This is a genomic window from Aeromonas sp. FDAARGOS 1411 (assembly GCF_019047125.1).
In the GTDB taxonomy this organism is placed as follows: Bacteria; Pseudomonadota; Gammaproteobacteria; order Enterobacterales; family Aeromonadaceae; genus Aeromonas; species Aeromonas veronii.
Window position 1 is genome coordinate 3,742,501 of the sequence record NZ_CP077214.1, and the last position, 22,361, is coordinate 3,764,861.

At 55.0% G+C, this 22,361-nt stretch carries 17 protein-coding genes and 2 rRNA genes (1 of these 19 running past the window's edge); 11 read left to right on the forward strand and 8 right to left on the reverse strand.

Annotated elements, in window-relative coordinates; genetic code table 11:
* The 3 genes from I6L41_RS16925 to tcdA all read left to right on the forward strand — a co-directional run.
* Window positions 1-2,260, forward strand: a 23S ribosomal RNA gene (locus I6L41_RS16925) (it extends 630 nt beyond the left edge of the window).
* Window positions 2,261-2,385: 125 nt separating this feature from the next.
* Window positions 2,386-2,500: ribosomal RNA gene (gene rrf, locus I6L41_RS16930) — 5S ribosomal RNA — on the forward strand.
* A gap of 194 nt (window positions 2,501-2,694) precedes the next feature.
* Window positions 2,695-3,531 (forward strand): tRNA cyclic N6-threonylcarbamoyladenosine(37) synthase TcdA, encoded by an 837-nt coding sequence (gene tcdA, locus I6L41_RS16935; RefSeq protein WP_215802458.1) that lies wholly within the window; start codon window positions 2,695-2,697, stop codon window positions 3,529-3,531.
* Window positions 3,532-3,552: 21 nt separating this feature from the next.
* Here the strand turns inward: tcdA and I6L41_RS16940 are convergent, their stop codons facing one another.
* Window positions 3,553-3,987, reverse strand: coding sequence for a SufE family protein (locus I6L41_RS16940; RefSeq protein WP_216960206.1), 435 nt, complete (start codon window positions 3,985-3,987; stop codon window positions 3,553-3,555).
* Between the two features lie 13 nt (window positions 3,988-4,000).
* Entirely contained in the window at window positions 4,001-5,221 is a 1,221-nt protein-coding gene (locus I6L41_RS16945) for a cysteine desulfurase (protein ID WP_216960209.1), read from the reverse strand.
* Between the two features lie 181 nt (window positions 5,222-5,402).
* Between I6L41_RS16945 and rep the strand changes: the two genes are divergently transcribed.
* Window positions 5,403-7,415: a DNA helicase Rep gene (gene rep, locus I6L41_RS16950; protein WP_216960212.1), complete on the forward strand. Its 2,013-nt coding sequence runs from the start codon at window positions 5,403-5,405 to the stop codon at window positions 7,413-7,415.
* 2 nt (window positions 7,416-7,417) lie between these two features.
* On the opposite strand, the gene I6L41_RS16955 is transcribed toward rep, so the two are convergent.
* The 5 genes from I6L41_RS16955 to I6L41_RS16975 all read right to left on the reverse strand — a co-directional run bounded on the left by I6L41_RS16955 (window position 7,418) and on the right by I6L41_RS16975 (window position 13,466).
* On the reverse strand, window positions 7,418-9,694 hold the full coding sequence (locus I6L41_RS16955; protein ID WP_216960215.1) for a bifunctional diguanylate cyclase/phosphodiesterase: 2,277 nt from the start codon (window positions 9,692-9,694) through the stop codon (window positions 7,418-7,420).
* Window positions 9,695-9,778: 84 nt separating this feature from the next.
* Window positions 9,779-10,234, reverse strand: a complete 456-nt coding sequence (locus I6L41_RS16960; RefSeq protein WP_041234042.1) for a cytochrome c5 family protein — start codon at window positions 10,232-10,234, stop codon at window positions 9,779-9,781.
* A gap of 197 nt (window positions 10,235-10,431) precedes the next feature.
* Window positions 10,432-11,460, reverse strand: coding sequence for an L-threonine 3-dehydrogenase (gene tdh, locus I6L41_RS16965; protein WP_005340852.1), 1,029 nt, complete (start codon window positions 11,458-11,460; stop codon window positions 10,432-10,434).
* Between the two features lie 55 nt (window positions 11,461-11,515).
* Window positions 11,516-12,706 carry a glycine C-acetyltransferase gene (locus tag I6L41_RS16970; RefSeq protein ID WP_005342487.1) on the reverse strand — a complete coding sequence of 397 codons (1,191 nt, stop codon included), beginning with the start codon at window positions 12,704-12,706 and terminating at the stop codon, window positions 11,516-11,518.
* 115 nt (window positions 12,707-12,821) lie between these two features.
* Complete coding sequence (locus I6L41_RS16975) at window positions 12,822-13,466, reverse strand: TetR/AcrR family transcriptional regulator (RefSeq protein ID WP_005340848.1); 645 nt, start codon at window positions 13,464-13,466, stop codon at window positions 12,822-12,824.
* Between the two features lie 158 nt (window positions 13,467-13,624).
* Here I6L41_RS16975 and rfaD point away from each other — a divergent pair, with 158 nt between their 5' ends.
* From rfaD to I6L41_RS17005, 6 genes are all read left to right on the forward strand, one after another.
* On the forward strand, window positions 13,625-14,581 hold the full coding sequence (gene rfaD / locus I6L41_RS16980; RefSeq protein WP_040069912.1) for an ADP-glyceromanno-heptose 6-epimerase: 957 nt from the start codon (window positions 13,625-13,627) through the stop codon (window positions 14,579-14,581).
* Window positions 14,582-14,699: 118 nt separating this feature from the next.
* Window positions 14,700-16,460 carry a polysaccharide deacetylase family protein gene (locus I6L41_RS16985; protein WP_216960218.1) on the forward strand — a complete coding sequence of 587 codons (1,761 nt, stop codon included), beginning with the start codon at window positions 14,700-14,702 and terminating at the stop codon, window positions 16,458-16,460.
* Between the two features lie 39 nt (window positions 16,461-16,499).
* A complete protein-coding gene (locus I6L41_RS16990; protein ID WP_216960221.1) occupies window positions 16,500-17,819 on the forward strand; it encodes an O-antigen ligase in 1,320 nt (439 codons plus the stop codon).
* Window positions 17,816-18,547, forward strand: coding sequence for a glycosyltransferase family 25 protein (locus I6L41_RS16995; RefSeq protein ID WP_139408931.1), 732 nt, complete (start codon window positions 17,816-17,818; stop codon window positions 18,545-18,547). Before I6L41_RS16990 ends, I6L41_RS16995 begins: the two co-directional genes overlap by 4 nt.
* A gap of 1 nt (window position 18,548) precedes the next feature.
* A complete protein-coding gene (locus I6L41_RS17000) occupies window positions 18,549-19,259 on the forward strand; it encodes a glycosyltransferase family 32 protein (protein ID WP_216960224.1) in 711 nt (236 codons plus the stop codon).
* Window positions 19,260-19,504: 245 nt separating this feature from the next.
* Window positions 19,505-20,704, forward strand: coding sequence for a 3-deoxy-D-manno-octulosonic acid transferase (locus I6L41_RS17005; protein WP_083243847.1), 1,200 nt, complete (start codon window positions 19,505-19,507; stop codon window positions 20,702-20,704).
* A gap of 43 nt (window positions 20,705-20,747) precedes the next feature.
* On the opposite strand, the gene I6L41_RS17010 is transcribed toward I6L41_RS17005, so the two are convergent.
* Window positions 20,748-21,149, reverse strand: coding sequence for a hypothetical protein (locus I6L41_RS17010; RefSeq protein ID WP_254203321.1), 402 nt, complete (start codon window positions 21,147-21,149; stop codon window positions 20,748-20,750).
* Window positions 21,150-21,585: 436 nt separating this feature from the next.
* On the opposite strand from I6L41_RS17010, the gene I6L41_RS17015 reads away from it, so the two are divergent.
* Window positions 21,586-22,302, forward strand: coding sequence for an ABC transporter substrate-binding protein (locus tag I6L41_RS17015; protein WP_216960226.1), 717 nt, complete (start codon window positions 21,586-21,588; stop codon window positions 22,300-22,302).
* Window positions 22,303-22,361 lie beyond the last annotated feature (59 nt).

Consider the following 22,361-nt stretch of genomic DNA (forward strand, 5'->3'; position numbering starts at 1 on the left):
TAACTGGGCGTCTAGTTGCAAGGTGTAGACCCGAAACCGGGTGATCTAGCCATGGGCAGGTTGAAGGTTGAGTAACATCAACTGGAGGACCGAACCCACTAACGTTGCAAAGTTAGGGGATGACCTGTGGCTGGGGGTGAAAGGCCAATCAAACTCGGAGATAGCTGGTTCTCCCCGAAAGCTATTTAGGTAGCGCCTCGGACGAATACTACTGGGGGTAGAGCACTGTTTGGGCTAGGGGGTCATCCCGACTTACCAACCCCATGCAAACTCCGAATACCAGTAAGTAATATCCGGGAGACACACGGCGGGTGCTAACGTCCGTCGTGAAGAGGGAAACAACCCAGACCGCCGGCTAAGGTCCCAAAGTTCTGGTTAAGTGGGAAACGATGTGGGAAGGCTCAGACAGCTAGGATGTTGGCTTAGAAGCAGCCATCATTTAAAGAAAGCGTAATAGCTCACTAGTCGAGTCGGCCTGCGCGGAAGATGTAACGGGGCTCAAACCAGGCACCGAAGCCGCGGATTCACACTTATGTGTGAGTGGTAGGGGAGCGTTCTGTAAGTCTGCGAAGGTGTATCGAGAGGTATGCTGGAGATATCAGAAGTGCGAATGCTGACGTAAGTAACGATAAAGGGGGTGAAAAGCCTCCTCGCCGGAAGACCAAGGGTTCCTGTCCAACGTTAATCGGGGCAGGGTGAGTCGACCCCTAAGGCGAGGCCGAAAGGCGTAGTCGATGGGAAGCAGGTTAATATTCCTGCACGACTTGTAATTGCGATGGGGGGACGGAGAAGGCTAGGTGGGCCAGGCGACGGTTGTCCTGGTGAAAGTGCGTAGGTGGTGTTTGTAGGCAAATCCGCAGACACAACGCTGAGACACGAGACGAACACACTACGGTGTGGAAGCCATTGATGCCCTGCTTCCAGGAAAAGCCTCTAAGCTTCAGATTACAAGTCATCGTACCCCAAACCGACACAGGTGGTCGGGTAGAGAATACCAAGGCGCTTGAGAGAACTCGGGTGAAGGAACTAGGCAAAATAGAACCGTAACTTCGGGAGAAGGTTCGCTCTTGATGGTGAAGTCCCTTGCGGATGGAGCTGTCGGGAGTCGCAGTGACCAGATGGCTGGGACTGTTTATCAAAAACACAGCACTCTGCAAACACGAAAGTGGACGTATAGGGTGTGACACCTGCCCGGTGCCGGAAGGTTAATTGATGGGGTTAGCGCAAGCGAAGCTCTTGATCGAAGCCCCGGTAAACGGCGGCCGTAACTATAACGGTCCTAAGGTAGCGAAATTCCTTGTCGGGTAAGTTCCGACCTGCACGAATGGTGTAACCATGGCCATGCTGTCTCCACCCGAGACTCAGTGAAATCGAATTCGCCGTGAAGATGCGGTGTACCCGCGGCTAGACGGAAAGACCCCGTGAACCTTTACTACAGCTTGGCACTGAACATTGAACCTACATGTGTAGGATAGGTGGGAGGCTTTGAAGGCGTGACGCCAGTTGCGCTGGAGCCGTCCTTGAAATACCACCCTTGTATGTTTGATGTTCTAACGCAGGGCCCTGAATCGGGCTCGCGGACAGTGCCTGGTGGGTAGTTTGACTGGGGCGGTCTCCTCCCAAAGAGTAACGGAGGAGCACGAAGGTTGGCTAATCCTGGTCGGACATCAGGAGGTTAGTGCAATGGCATAAGCCAGCTTAACTGCGAGACGGACAGGTCGAGCAGGTACGAAAGTAGGTCATAGTGATCCGGTGGTTCTGAATGGAAGGGCCATCGCTCAACGGATAAAAGGTACTCCGGGGATAACAGGCTGATACCGCCCAAGAGTTCATATCGACGGCGGTGTTTGGCACCTCGATGTCGGCTCATCACATCCTGGGGCTGAAGTCGGTCCCAAGGGTATGGCTGTTCGCCATTTAAAGTGGTACGCGAGCTGGGTTCAGAACGTCGTGAGACAGTTCGGTCCCTATCTGCCGTGGGCGTTGGATGATTGAAGGGAGTTGCTCCTAGTACGAGAGGACCGGAGTGAACGAACCTCTGGTGTTCGGGTTGTCACGCCAGTGGCACTGCCCGGTAGCTAAGTTCGGAATCGATAACCGCTGAAAGCATCTAAGCGGGAAGCGAGCCCTGAGATGAGTCATCCCTGACCCCTTGAGGGTCCTAAAGGGCCGTTGGAGACCACAACGTTGATAGGTGGGGTGTGTAAGCGCAGTGATGTGTTGAGCTAACCCATACTAATTACCCGTGAGGCTTAACCATACAACACCCAAGAAGTGTTCTAAGGCTTGTAGCAAATACCAAGCGAACTACTCAAAATTCAGTGATAGTGACAAGCCAGGCGCAACATCACTAGTCACGTCAGCTTTCTCAGATTGAAGAATTTGCCTGGCGGCCATAGCGCCGTGGAACCACCTGATCCCATGCCGAACTCAGAAGTGAAACGCGGTAGCGCCGATGGTAGTGTGGCATTCGCCATGCGAGAGTAGGACACTGCCAGGCACCCAATACAAGAAACCCCGCTCATCGAGCGGGGTTTTTTATTGCCTGAAAATCCGCAAATCGCCTGATAATTGACCGTTCATTCTCTCTTCTCTGCCGTTTTCTCTGTTTTCCCTCCCTGATTTTCTCCGGTTATGCCATCGCGGCTGGCGGTGGTTGCCGTTATAATGGCCGCCCTCAAGCAAGGTGGTGGTATGAAAGCAGAGTATCTACAGCGATTCGGGGGCATTGCCCGTCTTTATGGTCAGAACGCCTTGCGTTCCTTTAGCCAGGCCAAGGTCTGTGTGGTCGGGATCGGCGGCGTTGGCTCCTGGGCTGCCGAGGCGCTGGCCCGCGCCGGCATCAACCAGATCACCCTGATCGACATGGATGATATCTGCATCACCAACACCAATCGCCAGATCCACGCCATGCAGGGTACGGTTGGTCGCCTCAAAACCGAGGTGATGGCCGAGCGTATTCGCGCCATCAATCCTGATTGCGAAGTGATCGAGGTGGACGATTTCGTCACCGCTGATAATCTAGCCGAGCATATCAAGCGGGAGTTTGACTATGTGGTGGATGCCATCGATTCGGTCAAGGCCAAGGTGGCGCTGATTGCCTTCTGCAAGCGCAACAAGATCCCGGTGATTGTGGCGGGTGGTGCTGGCGGGCAGATGGATCCGACCCAGATCACTGTGGCCGATTTGGCCAAGACTATTCAAGACCCGTTGGCGGCCAAGGTGCGCTCCGATCTGCGCCGATTGCACAACTTCAGCAAGAATCCGGCGCGCAAATTCGGGGTGGAGTGTGTCTTCTCAACCGAGCAGCTGAGCTATCCGGATGGCAATGGTGGCACTTGCCAGGCCAAGGCAGCCAGCGATGGCACTATGAAGATGGATTGCGCCTCCGGTTTTGGCGCCGTGACGCCTGTGACGGCAACCTTTGGGCTGGTTGCCGCGTCCCGGGTATTGAAGAAGATTGCCGAGCGGGGTGCCCGCGCCGAGAAAGAGGCCGGGAATGAAGATGCCGGGTCGACTAGCGAAGCCTAATCGACCACTGGACGAGGTGGGTTAGACCGCTCGCTCCCGGATCGCCAGCACGATCGCTCTGAGCCCGTTGCCTCGTGACGGGCTCAAGTGTTTCTCAAGCCCAAGTTCGCTGAAATACCCTTCTATATCAAAAGCCTGGATCGCCGCAGACGATTGGTGGTTGAGTGCCGCCAGCACGATGAAGATGAGGCCCCGAACGATGCGGGCATCGGAATCACAGGCAAAGTGCCAGCAGCCATCCTCGCTTTGTTCTCCCTTCAGCCAAGCCTGGCTTTCACACCCCTTGAGGCGAAACTCCTCCTGCTGCCATTCGCCGGGTAGCGCTGGCAGCTGTTTGCCGAGCTGGATGATGAGCCGGTACTGGTTCTCCCAGCCGTGAGCTGCGGCAAACTGCTGGCGGATGGTGTCGGCGTTGGGCTCAATGCCAATCTGGGTATAGCTTGCGAGGTCACTCATTCGGTTGTCTGCCTTAGAAGAAGTCACTGAGTTTGTGCAGGGCGGCCAGCAGGGCGTCGACATCGTCCCGGTTGTTGTAGCAGGCCAGCGAGGCGCGCATGGTGCCGCCGATCCCGAGTGACTCCATCAGCGGCATGGCGCAGTGATGGCCGACTCGCAGGGCGATCCCCTGCATGTCGAGCAGGGTAGCGGCATCTTGCGGGTGGATGTCGTCGAGCAAGAAAGAGGCTGCACCGGCGCGCTGATTGGGTTCGCCGATCAGGCGCAGCCCCGGCACCTGTTGCAGGCCTGCGACCAGATAGTTGGTCAGCGCCTCTTCATGCTTGGCTAATGAGCTTCGGTCTTGCGCCATCATAAAGTCGATGGCAGCGGCGAGGCCGATAGCACCAACAATATGGGGGGTGCCCGCCTCGAATTTGAAGGGCAGGGTATTGAAGGTGGTGCCGCTGAAACTGACGCGATCGATCATCTCGCCACCGGCTTGCCAGGGCGGCATCCGTTCCAATAGCTCGGTGCGGCCCCACAACACGCCAATGCCGGTCGGGCCATAGAGCTTGTGGCCGGAGAAGGCGTAGAAGTCGCAACCGATGGCCTGCACATCCACCTCGAGATGTGCCACTGCCTGGGCGCCGTCGATCAGGGTCAGGGCGCCGGCCACTTTGGCGGCAGCCACTATCTCTTTGACTGGATTGACGGTGCCGAGGGCATTGGAGACGTGGGCCACGCTCACCAGCCGGGTGCGTGGCCCCAGCATGGCATGATAGGCATCCAGATCGAGATCGCCCCGCTCATCGAGCGGGATAACCCGGATCACCGCGCCGGTACGCTGGGCGACCAGTTGCCACGGGACGATATTGGCGTGATGCTCCAGCGTGCTGAGGATGATTTCGTCCCCCGCCTTGAGCTCGCTCATCCCCCAGCTCTGGGCTACCAGATTGATCGCTTCTGTGGTACCACGGGTCCAGATAACTTCGTGGCTGCGGGGCGCATTGATAAAGCGGGCGACCGTCTCGCGGGCATCTTCGAAGGCGCGGGTCGCGCGGCCGCTCAGGGCGTGAGCAGCACGGTGCACGTTGGCGTTGTCGGCCCGATAGTAGTGAGCGATGGCATCCAGTACCGCGTGCGGCTTCTGGGTGGTGGCGGCATTGTCCAGATAGACCAGAGGGTGGCCGTTTACCGCCTGCGCCAAGGCCGGAAACTGGCTGCGCAGTTGGTCATGCTGTTGCTGATTCATACTCCCCTCATCATCTGGAAAAAGTCATCATCTCGAAAGGTCGGCCATGATCCTGAAAATAGCGCTCGAACACAAGGCGCGATAAGCCCGATAGGCGGTTGCCTGCCGTGCAGCAGGTACGGCTCGTCGGGTGATTTCTGGTACAATGCCGCCCCTCATCATAAGCCAAGAGATCCGGCCCATGAAGCTCAACCCCAATCAGAACGAAGCGGTCAAGTATGTTTCCGGCCCTTGCCTGGTGCTGGCGGGTGCCGGATCGGGCAAGACCCGCGTCATCACCAACAAGATTGCCTATCTGGTGCAGCAGTGTGGTTACAACGCGCGCAACATCGCCGCAGTTACCTTTACCAACAAGGCTGCGCGGGAGATGAAGGAGCGGGTCGGCCAGACTTTGGGGCGCAAGGAGGCGCGGGGGCTGATGGTCTCCACCTTCCATACTCTGGGGCTCGAGATCATCCGCCGGGAGCACAAGAGCCTGAATCTCAAGGCGAACTTCTCCCTGTTCGACGATACCGACCAGCTGGCGCTGCTGAAAGAATTGACCGAGACAGAGCTCGACAACGACAAAGACAAGCTCTCGGCCCTCATTACCCAGATCTCCAACTGGAAGAACGACCTTATTCTGCCTGCCCGCGCCATGCGCATTGCCCGTGGCCCGGAAGAGGTGCTGATGGCCCAGCTCTACGAGCGTTATCACCGCCAGATGGTGGCCTATAACGCGCTGGATTTTGACGATCTCATCGTGATGCCGACCCTGCTGCTCAAGAGCAACGAGGAGGTGCGCACCCGCTGGCAGAACAAGATCCGCTACCTGCTGGTCGACGAGTATCAGGACACCAACACCAGCCAGTACGAGCTGGTGAAGCAGATCGTCGGTGAGCGTGCCCGCTTCACCGTGGTTGGGGACGATGACCAGTCCATCTACTCCTGGCGAGGTGCCAAGCCGCAGAATCTGGTGCTGCTGAATGAAGACTTTCCGAACTTGCGGCTCATCAAGCTGGAGCAGAACTACCGCTCCAAGGGGCGCATTCTCAAGTGCGCCAACATCCTGATCGCCAACAACCCCCATGTGTTCGACAAGGCGCTCTTCTCCGAGCTCGATTACGGGGTGCCGGTCAAGGTGCTGTTTGCCAAGAACGAGGAGCACGAGGCGGAGCGCATCGCCGCGGAAATGATGGGCCACAAGTTCATGAACCGCACCCGGTTCAAGGATTACGCCATCCTCTATCGGGGCAACCATCAGTCGCGCATCTTCGAGAAGGCGCTGATGACCAACCGGATTCCCTATCGCATCTCCGGCGGCACCTCGTTTTTCTCCCGCACCGAGATCAAGGACATCATGGCCTACCTCAAGCTGCTGGTGAACCCGGACGAGGACACCGCCTTCCTGCGGGTGGTCAACCTGCCGCGCCGCGAGATTGGCCCCACTACCCTCGAAAAGCTTGGCCAATACGCCAATCAGCGCGGCAAGAGCCTGTTTGCCGCCAGCTTCGAGCTGGGGCTGGAACAGCACCTCTCCGGGCGTGGCCTCGTGGCCCTGCAGGCATTCACCAACTGGTTGGTACGCCTTGGCGATGAGGCGTTGCGCGGCAATCCAGTGGAGGCGGTGCGGGACATGATCAAGGAGATCCACTACGAAGAGTGGCTCTACGAGACCTCGCCCAGCCCGAAAGCAGCCGAGATGCGGATGCAGAACGTCTCTACCCTCTATCGCTGGATCACCGAGATGTTGGAGGGGGATGAGCTGGAGGAGTCGATGACGCTGGCACAGGTGGTCACTCGCCTCACCCTGCGTGACATGATGGAGCGCAACGAGGGGGAGGATGACGCTGATCAGGTGCAGTTGATGACGCTGCACGCCTCCAAGGGGCTGGAGTTTCCCTATGTCTACATGGTTGGGATGGAAGAGGGCTTGCTGCCCCACCAGACCAGCATCGATGAAGATAATGTCGAGGAGGAACGGCGTCTCGCCTATGTGGGCATTACCCGTGCCCAGACCGAGCTGACCTTTACTCTTTGCAAGGAGCGGCGTCAGTACGGCGAGTCGGTGCGTCCGGAGCCGAGCCGCTTCCTGCTGGAGCTGCCACAGGATGATCTGGAGTGGGAAAACCAGAAGAAGGTGACGGCCGAGGAGCGCCAGCAGAAGGGGCAGGTCGGTGTTGCTAACCTGCGGGCGTTGTTCAAGAAGGATTAACCCTAAGGATTGGCCGGGGTCAGTAGCGGTACTATGTCTGCTCCAGGCATGGGCGGTGAGATATAGCGCCCTTGCCCCATCCGGCAGCCAATATCAATCAGCTTCTGCAACTGCTGCTGGTTCTCGATCCCCTCGACCACCAGGGTGTAATCGAGATCCTGACAGATATCACGCATGGCGCGGATCAGCGCCAAATCTTTGGGCGATTGCAGCATCCGCTGGGTAAAGCTGTCATCCACCTTGATGTAATCCACCGGGAAGTGGAACAGGGCGTTGAGGGAGGAGAAGCCGGTACCGAAATCATCGAGGCTGATCTGGATACCCTTGGCCCTCAGGTCATGCAGGGATGCCAGCGCATCGGAATCTTGCCGCGACAGCTCCCGCTCGTTGAATTCAAAAATCAGATAGCCGGGGGCGACCCCTTCCTCTTCGATAATTCCCATTAGGCGCATGATGTGGTCATGGTTGACCAGATGCTTGCCCGACAGATTGATGGCGACCTTGAACTTGCTCTGCCCGGAGATTGGCAGCCAGTTCTTCAGTTGCTGACAGGTGTGGCGCAGGATCTGGTAATCCAGCTCCAGTATCAGACCGCACTGCTCTGCCAGCGGAATAAAGTCGAACGCATCCTTCAGAATCCCCTCCTCGGTCAGCCAGCGCGCCATCACCTCCAGTCCGGTCAGGCGGCTATCCTGCAGCCGGATCACCGGCTGGAAATAGGGGACGATACGCCCCTCCCGCAGGGCTCTGGCCAGCATCTCTTCCGGCGAATTCCAGTTCTGGTTGATGCAATCATCCGAGTAGCTGACGATGCGACTGCGACCATTGCGTTTGGCCTGATACATGGCCAGATCGGCCTGATGGAGCAGCTGGCTGATATCTGAGGTTTGCTCGGAGACGCTCGATACCCCAAGGCTGACGGTAATGCTCAACTCGTTGCCGAGTAGCCGGAACGGGTAGGAGAGACGGCTGATAATGCGGTTGAGTACCGGGCTGATGTCATCGTCGCTCTTGCTGCTGTCCAGATAGATAACGAACTCGTCGCCCCCCAGTCTGGCCACCAGATCATTTTGCCGGATGCAGGTCTGCAGGCGGCGGCTCACCTCCTTGAGCAGCTGATCGCCAGCGCTGTGGCCCAGGGTGTCATTGATCTGCTTGAAGTGATCCACATCGATAAAAATCACCGCGAATCCCGGCGATTTGTAGCGGTTGTAGTGGGTCATGGCGTGGTTGAGGTGGTTCATCAACAGCGCGCGGTTGGGCAGCTGGGTCAGCGGGTCGTGAAGCGCATCGAATTGCAGCCGCCGTTCCAGCTCCTGATGCTGCTTGAGCTGCTTTTGCAGCCTGAGGTTGGTCTGACGCAGCTGTTGCAGCCGCTGGTTGATGGAGTCCTCGGTATTGATGTCGTTGAGCTGCTGGCGGATCCGTCTCAGCTCCAGCAGCAGGGTGAGCTGGCCACGCAGGAAGTCGAGAAACAGCTTGTCGTCGGTCTCCAGCGGTTGAGCCGTGCTGATGATGAAGTGGGCGAAGTACTGTTGTTGCAGCCGCAGCGGCATGCTGTGCCAGTAGCGTGACTCCCTGCTCACCTCGATATTGCTGGTGCTGTGGCATAAGCCGCTGATGAACTCGTCTCCCTGATGGGGATGGGCGGGGTAGATCTTTTCCAGCTTCTGACTGGTTAGCCTGACCAGCAGCATGTCCTCGATGGTGAGCATCTGGCGCAGTACCGCTTCCAGCTGGGAGAAGAGCGCCTGAGCCGGCAGGGTATTGGCGAGCCGCATGATGCGGCTGATGCTCTCGATTTTCTTTTTCCAGTTCGGGTCTTTGCGGATCAGCGGTGAAGGGAGCTCGGTGAGATGGGATCCCGCCTGGGTTTCGGTCAGCCGTTTGGCCAGACACTCCAGCAGCAGACGCAGGGTCGGCAGGTCGGCAGGGGTGCCGCGAGCCAGCAACCACTGTATCTGGCCATGCTCAATGGGGAAGACGCACCACCCTTCGGCCTCATCCAGCTGGGTGAGCTGATCGGTGATGCGGGACTGCTCACGGCCCAGCTGTTGCTTGAAGATATCGCTGACCTTGTAGGCGTAAAGCCAGTTCAGACCGGTATCGGAGAGGCCCAGCATGCCGAAATGTTGCAGCGGGCAGAGTTGGTCAATCTGCTGGATCAGGGAATCGTAATCGTCAGACGTGGCGGTTTGTGACGCCGGGAAGTCCATAATGGCAGAGACCAACGCCAACAGAGGAGTTGAGTAGTGGGGTTCGATGGATTGGGACGACATGTGCAACTCCCGATATGTCTACCTTACAAGAGTAGTCGGAAGCCGATAGATTGAAAGGGCCGCAATTGCGGCCCTTTCAAATACTTACAGCTTGTCGATCATGTAGTGGATGGCGTTTTCAATCTCTTCATCACTACAGTTCGCACAGGTGCCGCGCGGAGGCATCATGCCGGACTTGCCGGTAAAGCCTTCAATGGCATGTTTCTTGAGAGTATCAATGCCCTGGGCGATGCGAGGATCCCAGGCTGCCTTGTCACCCCGTTTGGGGGCACCAGCGGCGCCGGTGTCGTGACAGGCAAAGCAGGCGCCCTTGTATACCGTTTCGCCATCGCGGGGACCGGAAGAGGCGGCCGCCGTCGGTGCAGCACTCGCGCCGGCAATACCTTCCAGATCCTTGGCGGTATAGACCTGACCGATTGGTTTGATCCGCTCGGCAATAGCCTCCGGTGACATCTCATCGGCAGCAAGCACTGCCCCAGACAAGCTGGCGGCCGTCATCCCGACAGCCAGCAAATAGCTCAGTTTTTTCAACACGCTCATATACTCCCAGCAGTCTTTTATTATCCATGTAAACGACGGGATTATAACCGAATAGTTACAGCCATTTAAACGCTTGTGTGTGAAGTGTTAAACACTCTGCGTACAAAGTTTTGGGCGATCTCACGGCAATTCTGGTGGTGGAGATAAAAAGAAACCCGGCATTCGCCGGGTTTCGAGTAACCAAAGGGTGAAAAGGGTTATTTATCCCAGCTCAGGATCACCTTGCCGGAGTGGCCGGAGCGCATCGCATCGAACCCCTGCTGGAATTCGTCGATGTGGAATCTGTGGGTGATGATGGGGGAGAGATCCAGCCCGGACTGGATCAGGCTGGCCATTTTGTACCAGGTCTCGAACATCTCGCGGCCATAGATCCCTTTGATAAACAGCCCCTTGAAGATCACCTTGTTCCAGTCGATGGCCATGGTGGAGGGGGGGATGCCAAGCATGGCGATCTTGCCGCCATGGTTCATCTTGTCGAGCATCTCCTGGAAGGCGCTCGGGACTCCGGACATCTCCAGCCCCACGTCGAAGCCTTCGGTCATGCCCAGCTCGCTCATCACGTCGGCCAGCTTCTCCTTGGCCACGTTGACCGCGCGGGTGGCGCCCATCTTGCGGGCCAGCTCCAGCCGATATTCGTTGACGTCGGTGATCACCACGTGGCGCGCACCCACATGGCGGCAGACGGCGGCGGCCATGATGCCGATGGGGCCTGCCCCGGTGATGAGCACATCTTCACCCACCAGATCGAAGGAGAGGGCGGTGTGCACCGCATTGCCGAACGGGTCGAAGATGGCAGCCAGCTCGTCCGGGATGTTGTCCGGCAGCTTGAAGGCGTTGAATGCGGGGATCACCAGATACTCGGCAAAGGCGCCCGGGCGGTTGACGCCAACGCCAATGGTGTTGCGGCAGAGGTGAGTGCGCCCGGCGCGGCAGTTGCGGCAGTGACCGCAGGTGATGTGCCCTTCGCCGGAGACCCGATCGCCGATAGCGAAGCCGCGCACCTCCTGACCGATGGCGACCACTTCGCCGACATATTCGTGGCCGACCACCATGGGTACCGGAATGGTCTTCTGGGACCACTCGTCCCAGTTGTAGATGTGGATATCGGTGCCGCAGATGGCGGTTTTGCGGATCTTGATCAGCAGGTCGTTGTGGCCGAGCTCGGGGGCTGGCACATCCGTCATCCAGATGCCGACCTCTTTGTGCAGTTTGGAGAGTGCTTTCATGGCTGTTCCTTCAATATGAATGCAGAAAAAAGGGGCTGCAGCCCCTTGATTCAAATCAGATAACGCCGAGTTCACGGCCGATGCGGATAAAGGCGTCGATCGCCTTGTCCAGCTGCTCGCGGGTGTGAGCGGCAGACATCTGGGTGCGAATGCGCGCCTGGCCCTTGGGCACGACCGGGAAGGAGAAGCCCACCACATAGATGCCGGCTGCCAGCATGCGGCTTGCCATTTCGGAGGCCAGTTTGGCATCCCCCAGCATCACCGGAATGATGGCGTGGTCGGCGCCTGCCAAGGTGAAACCGGCGGCGCTCATCCGCTCGCGGAAGTAACGGCTGTTCTCTTTCAGGCGGGCACGCAGGTCGTGACCTTCCGCCAGCATGTCGATCACCTTGATGGTGGCGGCAACGATGGAGGGGGCCAGCGAGTTGGAGAAGAGGTACGGGCGGGAGCGCTGACGCAGCCAGTCGATCACCTCTTTCTTGCCGGAGGTATAGCCGCCGGATGCGCCGCCGAGCGCCTTGCCCAAGGTGCCGGTGATGATGTCGACCCGATCCATCACGCCGCAATATTCGTGGGTGCCACGACCGTTTTCGCCGATAAAGCCGACGGCGTGGGAGTCATCCACCATCACCAGCGCATCGTATTTGTCTGCCAGATCGCAGATGGATTTGAGGTCGGCGATGACGCCATCCATGGAGAAGACACCGTCGGTGGCGATCAGCTTGAAGCGGGCGCCGTCGGCGTCAGCCTGTTTGAGCTGGGCTTCCAGCTCGGCCATGTCGTTGTTGGCGTAGCGATAACGCTTGGCCTTGCACAGCCGCACGCCGTCGATGATGGAGGCGTGGTTGAGGGCATCGGAGATGATGGCATCTTCGGCGCCGAAAAGGGTCTCGAACAGACCGCCATTGGCATCGAAACAGGAGGAGTAGAGGATGGTGTCTTCGGTGCCGAGGAAGGCAGACATCTTCTGCTCCAGCGCTTTGTGCTGATCCTGGGTGCCACAGATGAAGCGCACCGAGGCCATGCCGAAGCCATGGCTGTCGAGTCCCTGATGGGCGGCAGCGATCAGATCCGGGTGGTTGGCCAGCCCAAGATAGTTGTTGGCACAGAAGTTCAGTACCTGCTCACCGCCGACGGCGATGCTGGCCTGCTGGGCGGAGGTGATGATGCGCTCCTGCTTGTACAACCCTTCAGCTTGCACCTGGTTCAGTTGCTCGGTCAGGTGACGATAGAATCCGTTAGACATCCTCGATCCTTAGTGGCTATTTCAGCTGCGTATCAACAGAGGGCGACATTTTACTGCAATCTGTTGCGGTAAATTCAAATGATTGTGCTGATATTCAACAAATGTGAAACAGATCTCACCCAGCTGGTTGGGCCAGCTGGCGGTAGTGCTGCTCCAGCTGCTGGATCTGTCCGGCTACCTGGGGTTGCACATAGGGGCGCAGCAGGAACAGCACCTTCAATACCCCCTGATAGAGCAGCGGTTTGGTGATGCGGGTGTTGGGGGCCTGGGCAATCTGGAAGGGGATCCAGCAGGTCACCACCATCTTGATGGTCTGTCCCAGATCCGGCAGGTCTTCATCGCTGACATCGATAATGCCCCCTTCGCGCAGGCTTCTGAGCAGCGCGACCACGGAAGAACGCATCTGCTCCTGGGCCTTGAGGTACTTCTGTTGCAGCGGTTCGTCACGACTCAGGATGTCCGGCAGGTTGGCGTAGAAGAAGCGGAACTGCCACATCAGATAGAAGATGGCATCGAGATAGCCCATCAGATCCTGCAGGGTGATCTCACGGTTGCGGGTCGGCACGAAGCTCTCGCTCAGGTGACGGGCATACTGGTCGAAGATGGAGTGGATGATGTCTTCTTTATTGCGGAAGTGGTAGTAGAGGTTGCCCGGGCTGATACCCATGTGCGCCGCAATATGGTTGGTGGTGATGTTGCGTTCACCCTGATCGTTGAACAGCTCGGTCGCGCTGTGAATGATCCTGTCTCTGGTTTTCATCACTCATTCCTCCAACAGGTTCCGCTCGGGGCAGTTTTGAACAAGGTCGAATCCCCGGACGGCCCGTGATAAACTTTTCGGCAATTTCAAATTGGCTCACTATACACAGCTTTAACAAGCAGTCACATGTAGCCATCAACGTACGAGAGGCAAACTCCATGATCGTAGTAACTGGCGGTGCTGGCTTTATCGGCAGCAATCTGGTCAAGCAGCTGAACGCTCAAGGACGGACCGATATCGTGGTCATTGATGACCTGACCGACGGCACCAAGTTCGTCAACCTGGTCGATCTGACCATCGCTGACTACATGGACAAGGACGAGTTTCAGGCGCGCATCGTCTCCGGTGACGAGTTTGAAGAGTGGGACAACGGCATCGAGGTGATCTTCCACGAAGGCGCCTGCTCTGCTACCACCGAGTGGAACGGCAAGTTCATCATGGAGGTCAACTACGAGTACTCCAAGGATCTGTTCCACTACTGCATCGAGCGTGAAATTCCGTTCATTTACGCCTCTTCTGCCGCTACCTACGGTGGCCGCAACGACAACTTCATCGAAGATCCCAAGTTCGAACAGCCGCTCAACGTCTACGGCTACTCCAAGCAGTTGTTTGACCAGTACGTGCGCCGCTGGATGCCGGAGATCAACTCTCAGGTCGTTGGCCTCAAGTACTTCAACGTCTACGGCCCGCGCGAGCAGCACAAAGGCTCAATGGCTTCCGTCGCCTTCCACCTCAATACCCAGGTGAAGAAGGGCGAGAATCCCAAGCTGTTCGAAGGTTGCGATGGCTTCCCGAACGGTGGTCAGATGCGTGACTTCATCTATATTGACGACGTCTGCAAGGTAAACCTCTGGTTCTGGCAGAACCCGCAGCATTCCGGCATCTTCAACTGCGGTACCGGCCGTGCCGAGCCATTCCAGAACGTGGCCGAAGCGGTGATCAAGCATCATCAGAAGGGTTCTATCGAATACATCCCCTTCCCGGATCACCTCAAGGGGCGCTACCAGAGCTTTACCCAGGCTGACATGACCAAGCTGCGCAGCGTGGGTTATGACGCCGAGTTCAAAACCGTTGCCGAAGGGGTAGCGGATTACATGGCCTGGCTCAACCGCTAACAGGTGAGCACAACGCGGCAGTTTGAGCGCAAAACCGGAAGTGGGCACTCGCCTGCTTCCGGTTTCTGGTCTCTGTGGCTGCTTGCCGTTCCTCTCTTCTCAACCGGGTAACCGCGCGATGAATATATTGATGGCACTCTCCCAGCTCGAGGTAACGGGAGCTGAGGTCTATGCCACCACGGTCGGTAACGAACTGACCCAGCGTGGTCACAACGTCTTTTATGTGTCAGATACCCTGACCAAGCCGACCCTTGGCCCCGTCTTCAAGCTTCGATTCAACAAGCGCAGCATCTTGCGCCGTTTCTGGCACGTCTTTTACCTTATCTATTTCATCAAAAAGCACCATATCCAGTTGGTGCATGCTCACTCCCGCGCTTCCGGCTGGAGCAGCTATGTGGCTTGCAAGCTGACTGGCACCCCGATGATCACCACGGTGCATGGTCGCCAGCCGGTGCACGCTTCGCGCAAGGCGTTCCATGCACTCGGCTATCGGGCGGTTGCCGTTTGTGAAGATATTGCCCATCAGATAGTCGACAATCTGGGAGTGGATCCCGCGATTGTGCAGGTGCTGCGCAACGGTATCGAAACCGACAAATTCCAGCTTGTGCCTGCGCCGGATAATCCAAAGCCGGTGATTGCCATCATTGGCCGTTTGAGCGGCCCCAAAGGGGAGCTCTGTTACCGTCTGCTCGACGAGGTACTCGATCTGGATGCCTGCAAGGTGCGGATTGTCAGTGGTACCAAGGTGCCTGAGCGCTTTGCCCGTTTCGAAGGCCGTGCCGAGTTTGTTGGGTACGTCGATGATGTTCCCGCTCTGCTGGCTGGCAGCGATTTGGTGATAGGTGCCGGTCGGGTGGCGATGGAAGCACTGCTCTGTGGTCGGCCCGCCTTTGCCATTGGTGAAGCTAGGGCCATTGGTCTGGTGACCGAACAGAATCTGGACGAGGCGCTGGCGAGTAATTTTGGCGATATCGGCCCCAAGGATCTGGCTATCGATTTTGCTGCCCTGAAGGGAGAAATCGAGACCGCCTTGGCCAGCAAGACGGTGCCGGAAGTCATTCGCCAACGCATTCAGGATGAGTATGGCTTGCAGGGGGTGGTCTCCGGCCTCGAAGCCATCTATCAGGATGCTGTAGTCGAAACCCTGCGCCGCGAGATGCCGGTTATCATGTACCACCGTTTTATCGAGCAGGATAGCGAGAAAGGGGTGCATGGCACCTGGATGCCGATCACCATGTTCGAGAAGCATCTGCGACTGATGAAGTGGCTAGGCTACGAAACCCTGACTTTCCGCGATTTGGCGGACAAAGGCTTTATCCACCGTCTGCAATACGGCAAGAAGTACCTGATGATCACCGCCGATGACGGCTATCAGGACAACCTGACCCGCATGCTGCCACTGCTGGAAAAATATGGTTACAAAGCCGTGGTGTACGTGGTTACCGGTGAAGGCTATAACCGTTGGGATGTGGAGCATCCGACCAATCCGGACACCAAGGTCTCATTGATGAGTGGTGAGCAGGTCAAGGCGCTGGCCGCCAGCGGTCATGTGGAAATTGGTGGTCATACCCTGACTCACCCCCGCTTGAGCAAGATCACACCCGAACAACAAGCCCATGAAATTCAGGAGAATAAACGCCAACTGGAGGCCCTGCTTGGCCATCCGCTGCTCTCGTTCGCCTACCCTTACGGAGATATGAACGAGAGTGCCAAGGAGCAGGCTATCGCCGCTGGGTATCGTTTTGCCGTCGCTACCAATAGCGGCCCCAAAGCGATGCACCAGGACCCTTTCCAGATCCGCCGGATTGCTATCTTCCCCCGAACCGATGTGTTCGGATTGTGGCGCAAAATTCGCGGGAATTATGTGTTCAGGAAGTGAACTGATAGCTTCCTGCCATACTCAAGGTAATTAATAGGTATGACAGACTCTATAAAGCGATACTTGGAGAGTGAGCGTTGCTCATCATTAATGTTTCTCTCCATTATATGCTACGTGATGTTTAAAGATTCATTTCAGGTTGTTGGCGATTTCTTTCAAACCGTTATGATTATTGGTGGTTTGGTGGCAATAGCAGTGTATCGGGATTTTTTTTCCAGAAATGTAGTATTTTGGTTGCTAGTAATTGGAGGAGTAATTCAGTTCGCAAGCTGGTTTATGTCAACTAGAACTATACCTGAACTCGCACAGCCTACTCCTAATCTCAAACCGTTTTCTTATTTAATGGTGTTTCTTGTCGTGGCTTTTTGGCTAAAGGGGTCACTTAAGCGATCTATCGTGACACTACTTGCATTTTCTGTTGGTAGTGTTTTTACGTTGTTTTATTACTCTGATTTTTTTGAACAATTTATAATTGGAATGCACGGTAGTCGAGTAGACTTTGGCTATAGAAATGCGCAGCATGGTTCCTTGATAATAGGCGCAGCTTTCATTTGTACACTTTGGTTTATATATACTATTGCGCCACGAAAAATAAATAACAAAGGTATTGTTGTTTCAATATCATGTTTGTTTTTGGTTCTTTTAGGGGCATTGTTGATGATGTTACAGTCAAGACAATCTTGGCTGGCAGTTTTCATATCTATATTTTTGATACCATTGTTGTATGCTTATTTTAGAGACAGGGTTTCACTCAGAAAGATTATCATGCTATATGGTATATTATTCGTCATCGGAATTCTCATATATCATGTTGATTTTGTTCATAATCGTATTTATGCTGGCTTTTCACATCCAGGTGATTTACATAACATGTTATCAGGGAACTGGCGGGAGGTGAAAGATATAAGTATTGGTGTCAGGCTACAGACATGGCTGGAAGCGATTAATTGGTTTTATTCTCATCCTATTTTTGGTACTGGTGATGGCAGCCGTTCTTTAGTGATTACTCAGTCAACTGTTTTGCCTGACTATATTAAGGCGGAATTTAGACATCTGCATAATTCAAATTTTGAAACTGCAGTTTCTTATGGTGCAATGGGGCTCGTATTCACCTATGTACTGATGTGCTATCCTGTATACAAGGCTGTGAGGAGTAATGCTCCTACCTTAATAAAAGGTATTGCCATTAGTTTCTTGATCTATTGGCTAATAATTAACAATTTTGAATCGTTCTTGTATATGCGTTCAGGTCAATGGGTTTTCAATACCTTTATGGGAACAGTGTATTCATTTGCATTATATAGTGACTTTCTTGAATATCAATCTCGCCGAAATAAATTGGACGAATATAATATATGAAAATTTTTATTGTCAGCTTAAAAAATGCTGAGTCTCGCCGTGAGCGAGTTAAGCGAGTTTTGGCAGAACTTGATGTTGAGTTTGAATTTTTTGATGCAATAAATGGTTTTGCTGGACTGCCAGAAAGATTACAAGGGTGTCCAGATGATATGCACCGAAAATTATTAAGAAGTCGTCCACTGACTCCTGGTGAGAAAGGTTGCTATGCAAGTCATTATTTACTATGGGAGAAATGCATAGAGCTAAATGAGCCGATAATTGTCCTTGAGGATGATTTTCTACCGACAAGATATTTCTGTGATATATTCGAAGCCCTACCTAAACTACATGAAAAATATGAGTATTTGAAGCTGGAGCCGCAGATCGGTGACGCGACGGCACTGGAATATGAGCATGGAATACAAACAATGCTCTGGCATAATAATGTTAGGTGGACGACGGGATATAGTATTAATCCTGAAGGAGCTAGAAAGCTGGTTGGTTGCAGTAGCAGATGGCTATGTTCAGTAGATAACTTTATTGGTGAGTCATATCGACACAAAGTCCAGTCAGTCGGTGTGCTACCATATGCAATATATAGTCCCGGTGATATGGAGAGTGGAATTCAAAACAAGGTAGCCTTGGCTAAGGTGCCACTACTTTTTAAGGCATCTCGAGAAATATATAGATTTTATCGCTTTGTAAGAATGTATTTTTGGAATAAAAAATATAAAAATCAGAAGGGGTAACATGAAAACTACAAAAAATAATGTAGAAATAGGTTGTGATAAAATACATGCAATATGGTTGGGAGACCGCTTGCCACCACTTGCACATGTATGTATTGATGATTGGAGTAAGCAGGGGTACAAATATAAGCTATGGTTAGATTGTGACCCTAAAATAAAAAATTGGATCGCTGGGTGTGAATTTTCCAGGCGATGCTATGAAAAGGGTCTCTATGCTTTTGTGACTGATTATCTTCGCTTGAAAATTCTTGCTGAAGAGGGTGGTCTATATATGGATACGGATGTTACAATAAATAAAAATCCGTTTGGTATTTTTCATGACTATAATTTTGGGGTTGGTTATGAAGAGGGTGATAGAATTGGTACGGCAATAATTTACGCCAAGCAGGATTCTTCTACATTAGCACGGTTGATCCATTTCTACGAGAATGAAATCATGAATTCAGAGCTCTATATGGGGCCTGATATTATGACCCATATTATTAAAAATGAATCTATTGTGGAAAATGTTGGGGTTTTTGATAAACATTATTTTTATGATTATAGTGGCGAAAAAATAAATTATACTCCACACCCAGATAGATATGTAACACACTGGTTCCAACATAGTTGGAAACGCTCAAACGGATTAGTATTCCTGAAATCAAAACATAAGGGTATGTTGGGGTTTCTATATGAATATCAAAAAGAGCTATTTCGCTTCAGGAGTTAAGGAATGATACACTTTTTGCATTCATTCTTAACGCTTGATGTCGATGATAAAATGTGAGTTGCAGTTGGGAAACATTGGTGAATAACTGTTAAAGTTCCAGTCAAATTTTTCTGGTTGGTATGAATTTGATGGTTGTGTTTAGTGAGCGCTACAGCAAGATGATGTTTGGGGCCGTTATTTTGTCTGGGCTGATGTTATCTTGGTTGTTCTTTAGCCACCAACTCCTCACCGGCGACCAGACCCAGATGCTTTACAAGGGTTACCTTGGGGCTTATGAGGGGGTCTGGCTCAGCTATGGCAATGCGGCGAGTGCGGTGGGCAATGTGCCGGGGAGCTTGTCGGCCTGGCTGATTGGCGGGCCGCTTCTGCTGTGGGATTCTCCCTATGCCCCCATGGTGTTGCTGCTGGCGATGCGGTTGGTCGGTTTCCTGCTGTTTGATGCGGTGATCCGCCAGGTGTTTGATGACAGGGTGCGTCTGCTGTTTCTGGTGCTCTGCTGGCTCAACCCCTGGTTCCAGTACGAGAGTCTGCTCTACAACCCCTCCTATCTGTTCCTTTTCTCGGCCATGCACTGCTGGTCTGCCTGGCATATGCGCGAGCGGGCCTCCTTCTGGCACATGATCGTTCACCTGCTGGCCATCGGCATGGCGATGCAGCTGCACTACTCCTGGCCGCTGCTGGCGGTAATGTCCACCTATCTGTTCTGGCGCCGCATTCTCAAGGTGAGCTGGAGCGGGGTGGTGGTGGCTACCCTGCTGATTGGTGCCTCCCTGATCCCTTACGCCATGGAAGTGATGAGCAACAGCCACATCACCCAGAACGTCGATCCCGAGGCGCGCCAGCGCTATATCGGCTGGGGGCTGGTGCATGTCTATCCGGTGCTGAAATCAGTGCTCTACTGGCTGCGCTACGGCTCCTGGCTGTTTGCCAGCAAGCTGGTCAATGACACCCAATTCATCTGGCTGGCGGGGCACGAATACCTGCAGATGGCGGCAGTCTGGCTGTGGCGGGTGGTGATTTACGGGGTAGGCTCGGCGACTGTGCTGCTGGCGGCCAAGGCCAACTGGCAGCTGTGGCGCGAACTCAAGCCGCGTCTGCTGCGCAGCGATCGCGCGCCAGTGGATGGTGAAAGCTGGCTCGGTCTCTATGCGCTGGCGGCGGTGCTGGCGGTGCTGGTGAGTGCGGCGCTCTCGCCCATCATCTTCAACTACTGGCACCTGATGCTGATCTTCCCCTACGCCTTGTTCCCGATCCTGCTGTTGCTGGTGCGCTGGAGCCGTCGTTATCCGCAGTGGGTTGGCAAGGGGCTGCTGGCAGCAACCCTGTTCTGCACCGCGGTGAACCTGATCGCGGCGTGCGACAGCACCAAGTTCTCCTATCAGGCGGACTACAAAACCCAGGTGCTGGAATATCTGCAAGAGATGAAGCTGCAACCCAAGCAGTGAGTCATCCACGGCCAGCTCCCCGATCTCGGGGGGCTGGCTATCACTATTCGAAACGGTCCATATGGGCAAAGTTTTTGGCTTCGGCAACCCAACCCTCACGCCCCTGCTTGTCCCGAATTCTTACCCACCACTGGTTCTGCGGTGACCGGCCGTATCTGATCTCTTTGCGCGCATAGTCATAATCGAGAATGTAGGTTTTGCCCTTGTACCAGAACAGGCTATTGCCTTCGCCCAGTCCGCCGAGGATATAAAGCGTTTCCCCTGCCTTCATATTCAACAGCGGCCCTTTTCCCTCCTTGCCATAGCCCAGCTTGACCGATCTGAGTATTTCGACGATCCCCGGTTGTTCGGTAATGACGACCCCGGTCAGCCCTTCCACCTGCTGGCCGCGGGGTAGCCGGAACAGCGCTTTGGCTGTCAGGGATGGTTCGGCTCTGACGATCACCTCTTGCTTGGTGGTCCACGACTAATAGGTACAACCCTCAAACGGGCAGCGACCCCAGTCGTAATAGGGCAGGCGCGGCTTTTCATCAGAACTTACGGTCGCAGCAAACAACGACAACAACAGCAAAAACAGTCTCATGAATCTACCTGTCCGGCTGGGCGCTCACCCGCCGGTTTGATGAATGGGGCCGCACTATATCTCAAGAGACCAAAATCCATCAAAGCAGCGGAATTATTGATTTTCACCGCAATAAAACGGGGCTCATTGGTCATGGGAGTCGGTGGCGCAAGAGGCCGAAGCTCGGCGGGAGCGGATAGCCCGCCCCTTTGCCTTGTGCCATGCTGATGGCTATCAGGGCATCGGGTCGGCACTTATGGGCATCTCTCGTTCGGGCACGCGTTTGGTATTACTGCTATCGGCACTTCTTCTCCCTCTTATGACCATCAGCCAGGCTGTGGCGATCAACGCGCCACTGCGGGGATGCGTCTTTCAGCTGGCGCCGCTGGTCACCATTGATCAGCAGGGCAAGGTCTCCGGGCCGGTGATCGACTACTTTCGCCGTCATATCGAACCCGCGATCGGGCGTACCATCGAGTGGCAGGGGCTCAATGTGGCGCGGCTGCTCAGCAACCTCGAGAGCGGCGAGTGCGATCTGACCCCGCTGCTGAGTTACAGTCCCGAGCGTGCTCGTCACTTTCGCTATATCGACCCCCACCTGTTGCTGCTGCGGCCGGTGCTGGTGGTACTGGTGCCATCGCGACTTCACTCGGTCGAACGGCAGGAAGATCTCTACGGCACTACCATCGGCTGGTCGAGTCAGGCGATCGTGCCGCCGCTGTTGCAGCATCCGCAGATCCATATCGACACCCTCTCCCAGCTCAGCTGGGAGCATGGCAACATGCAGAAGTTGCTGCGTGGGCGCATCGATGCCGCGCTCTTCTCCAACGATATTTCCGCCAACCATTTTCGTGCCAAGCTCCCTGCGGCGACCCGCCTCATCTACCTGCCGGTCACCCCGCTGCAGGTGCATATCGTGCTGAATAAGTCGCTGGGGGATGGCAATCCCGAACTGGTGCAGCGTATGCGTCAGATGGTGGAGCGGGTGCCGCTCGCCTCACTGGTGGAGCCAACCCCGCGGCTGTGGGGGCGTTGAGAGGGGGTTGCGTGCAATAATCTACAAGTCCAAGGCCCGCTTCTGGTGTATCTATAACC

What these genes read in the sequence shown, in the direction of transcription:
- I6L41_RS17000 (WP_216960224.1), top strand. Translation starts at nt 18,549, where the DNA reads ATGAAAACTACAAAAAATAATGTAGAAATAGGTTGTGATAAAATACAT.
- I6L41_RS17005 (WP_083243847.1), top strand. Translation starts at nt 19,505, where the DNA reads ATGCTTTACAAGGGTTACCTTGGGGCTTATGAGGGGGTCTGGCTCAGC.
- I6L41_RS16960 (WP_041234042.1), bottom strand. Translation starts at nt 10,234, where the DNA reads ATGAGCGTGTTGAAAAAACTGAGCTATTTGCTGGCTGTCGGGATGACG.
- I6L41_RS16945 (WP_216960209.1), bottom strand. Translation starts at nt 5,221, where the DNA reads ATGAATCAGCAACAGCATGACCAACTGCGCAGCCAGTTTCCGGCCTTG.
- tdh (WP_005340852.1), bottom strand. Translation starts at nt 11,460, where the DNA reads ATGAAAGCACTCTCCAAACTGCACAAAGAGGTCGGCATCTGGATGACG.
- I6L41_RS17015 (WP_216960226.1), top strand. Translation starts at nt 21,586, where the DNA reads ATGACCATCAGCCAGGCTGTGGCGATCAACGCGCCACTGCGGGGATGC.
- I6L41_RS16955 (WP_216960215.1), bottom strand. Translation starts at nt 9,694, where the DNA reads ATGTCGTCCCAATCCATCGAACCCCACTACTCAACTCCTCTGTTGGCG.
- rfaD (WP_040069912.1), top strand. Translation starts at nt 13,625, where the DNA reads ATGATCGTAGTAACTGGCGGTGCTGGCTTTATCGGCAGCAATCTGGTC.
- I6L41_RS16995 (WP_139408931.1), top strand. Translation starts at nt 17,816, where the DNA reads ATGAAAATTTTTATTGTCAGCTTAAAAAATGCTGAGTCTCGCCGTGAG.
- I6L41_RS16985 (WP_216960218.1), top strand. Translation starts at nt 14,700, where the DNA reads ATGAATATATTGATGGCACTCTCCCAGCTCGAGGTAACGGGAGCTGAG.
- I6L41_RS16975 (WP_005340848.1), bottom strand. Translation starts at nt 13,466, where the DNA reads ATGAAAACCAGAGACAGGATCATTCACAGCGCGACCGAGCTGTTCAAC.
- I6L41_RS16970 (WP_005342487.1), bottom strand. Translation starts at nt 12,706, where the DNA reads ATGTCTAACGGATTCTATCGTCACCTGACCGAGCAACTGAACCAGGTG.
- I6L41_RS16990 (WP_216960221.1), top strand. Translation starts at nt 16,500, where the DNA reads ATGACAGACTCTATAAAGCGATACTTGGAGAGTGAGCGTTGCTCATCA.
- tcdA (WP_215802458.1), top strand. Translation starts at nt 2,695, where the DNA reads ATGAAAGCAGAGTATCTACAGCGATTCGGGGGCATTGCCCGTCTTTAT.
- rep (WP_216960212.1), top strand. Translation starts at nt 5,403, where the DNA reads ATGAAGCTCAACCCCAATCAGAACGAAGCGGTCAAGTATGTTTCCGGC.
- I6L41_RS16940 (WP_216960206.1), bottom strand. Translation starts at nt 3,987, where the DNA reads ATGAGTGACCTCGCAAGCTATACCCAGATTGGCATTGAGCCCAACGCC.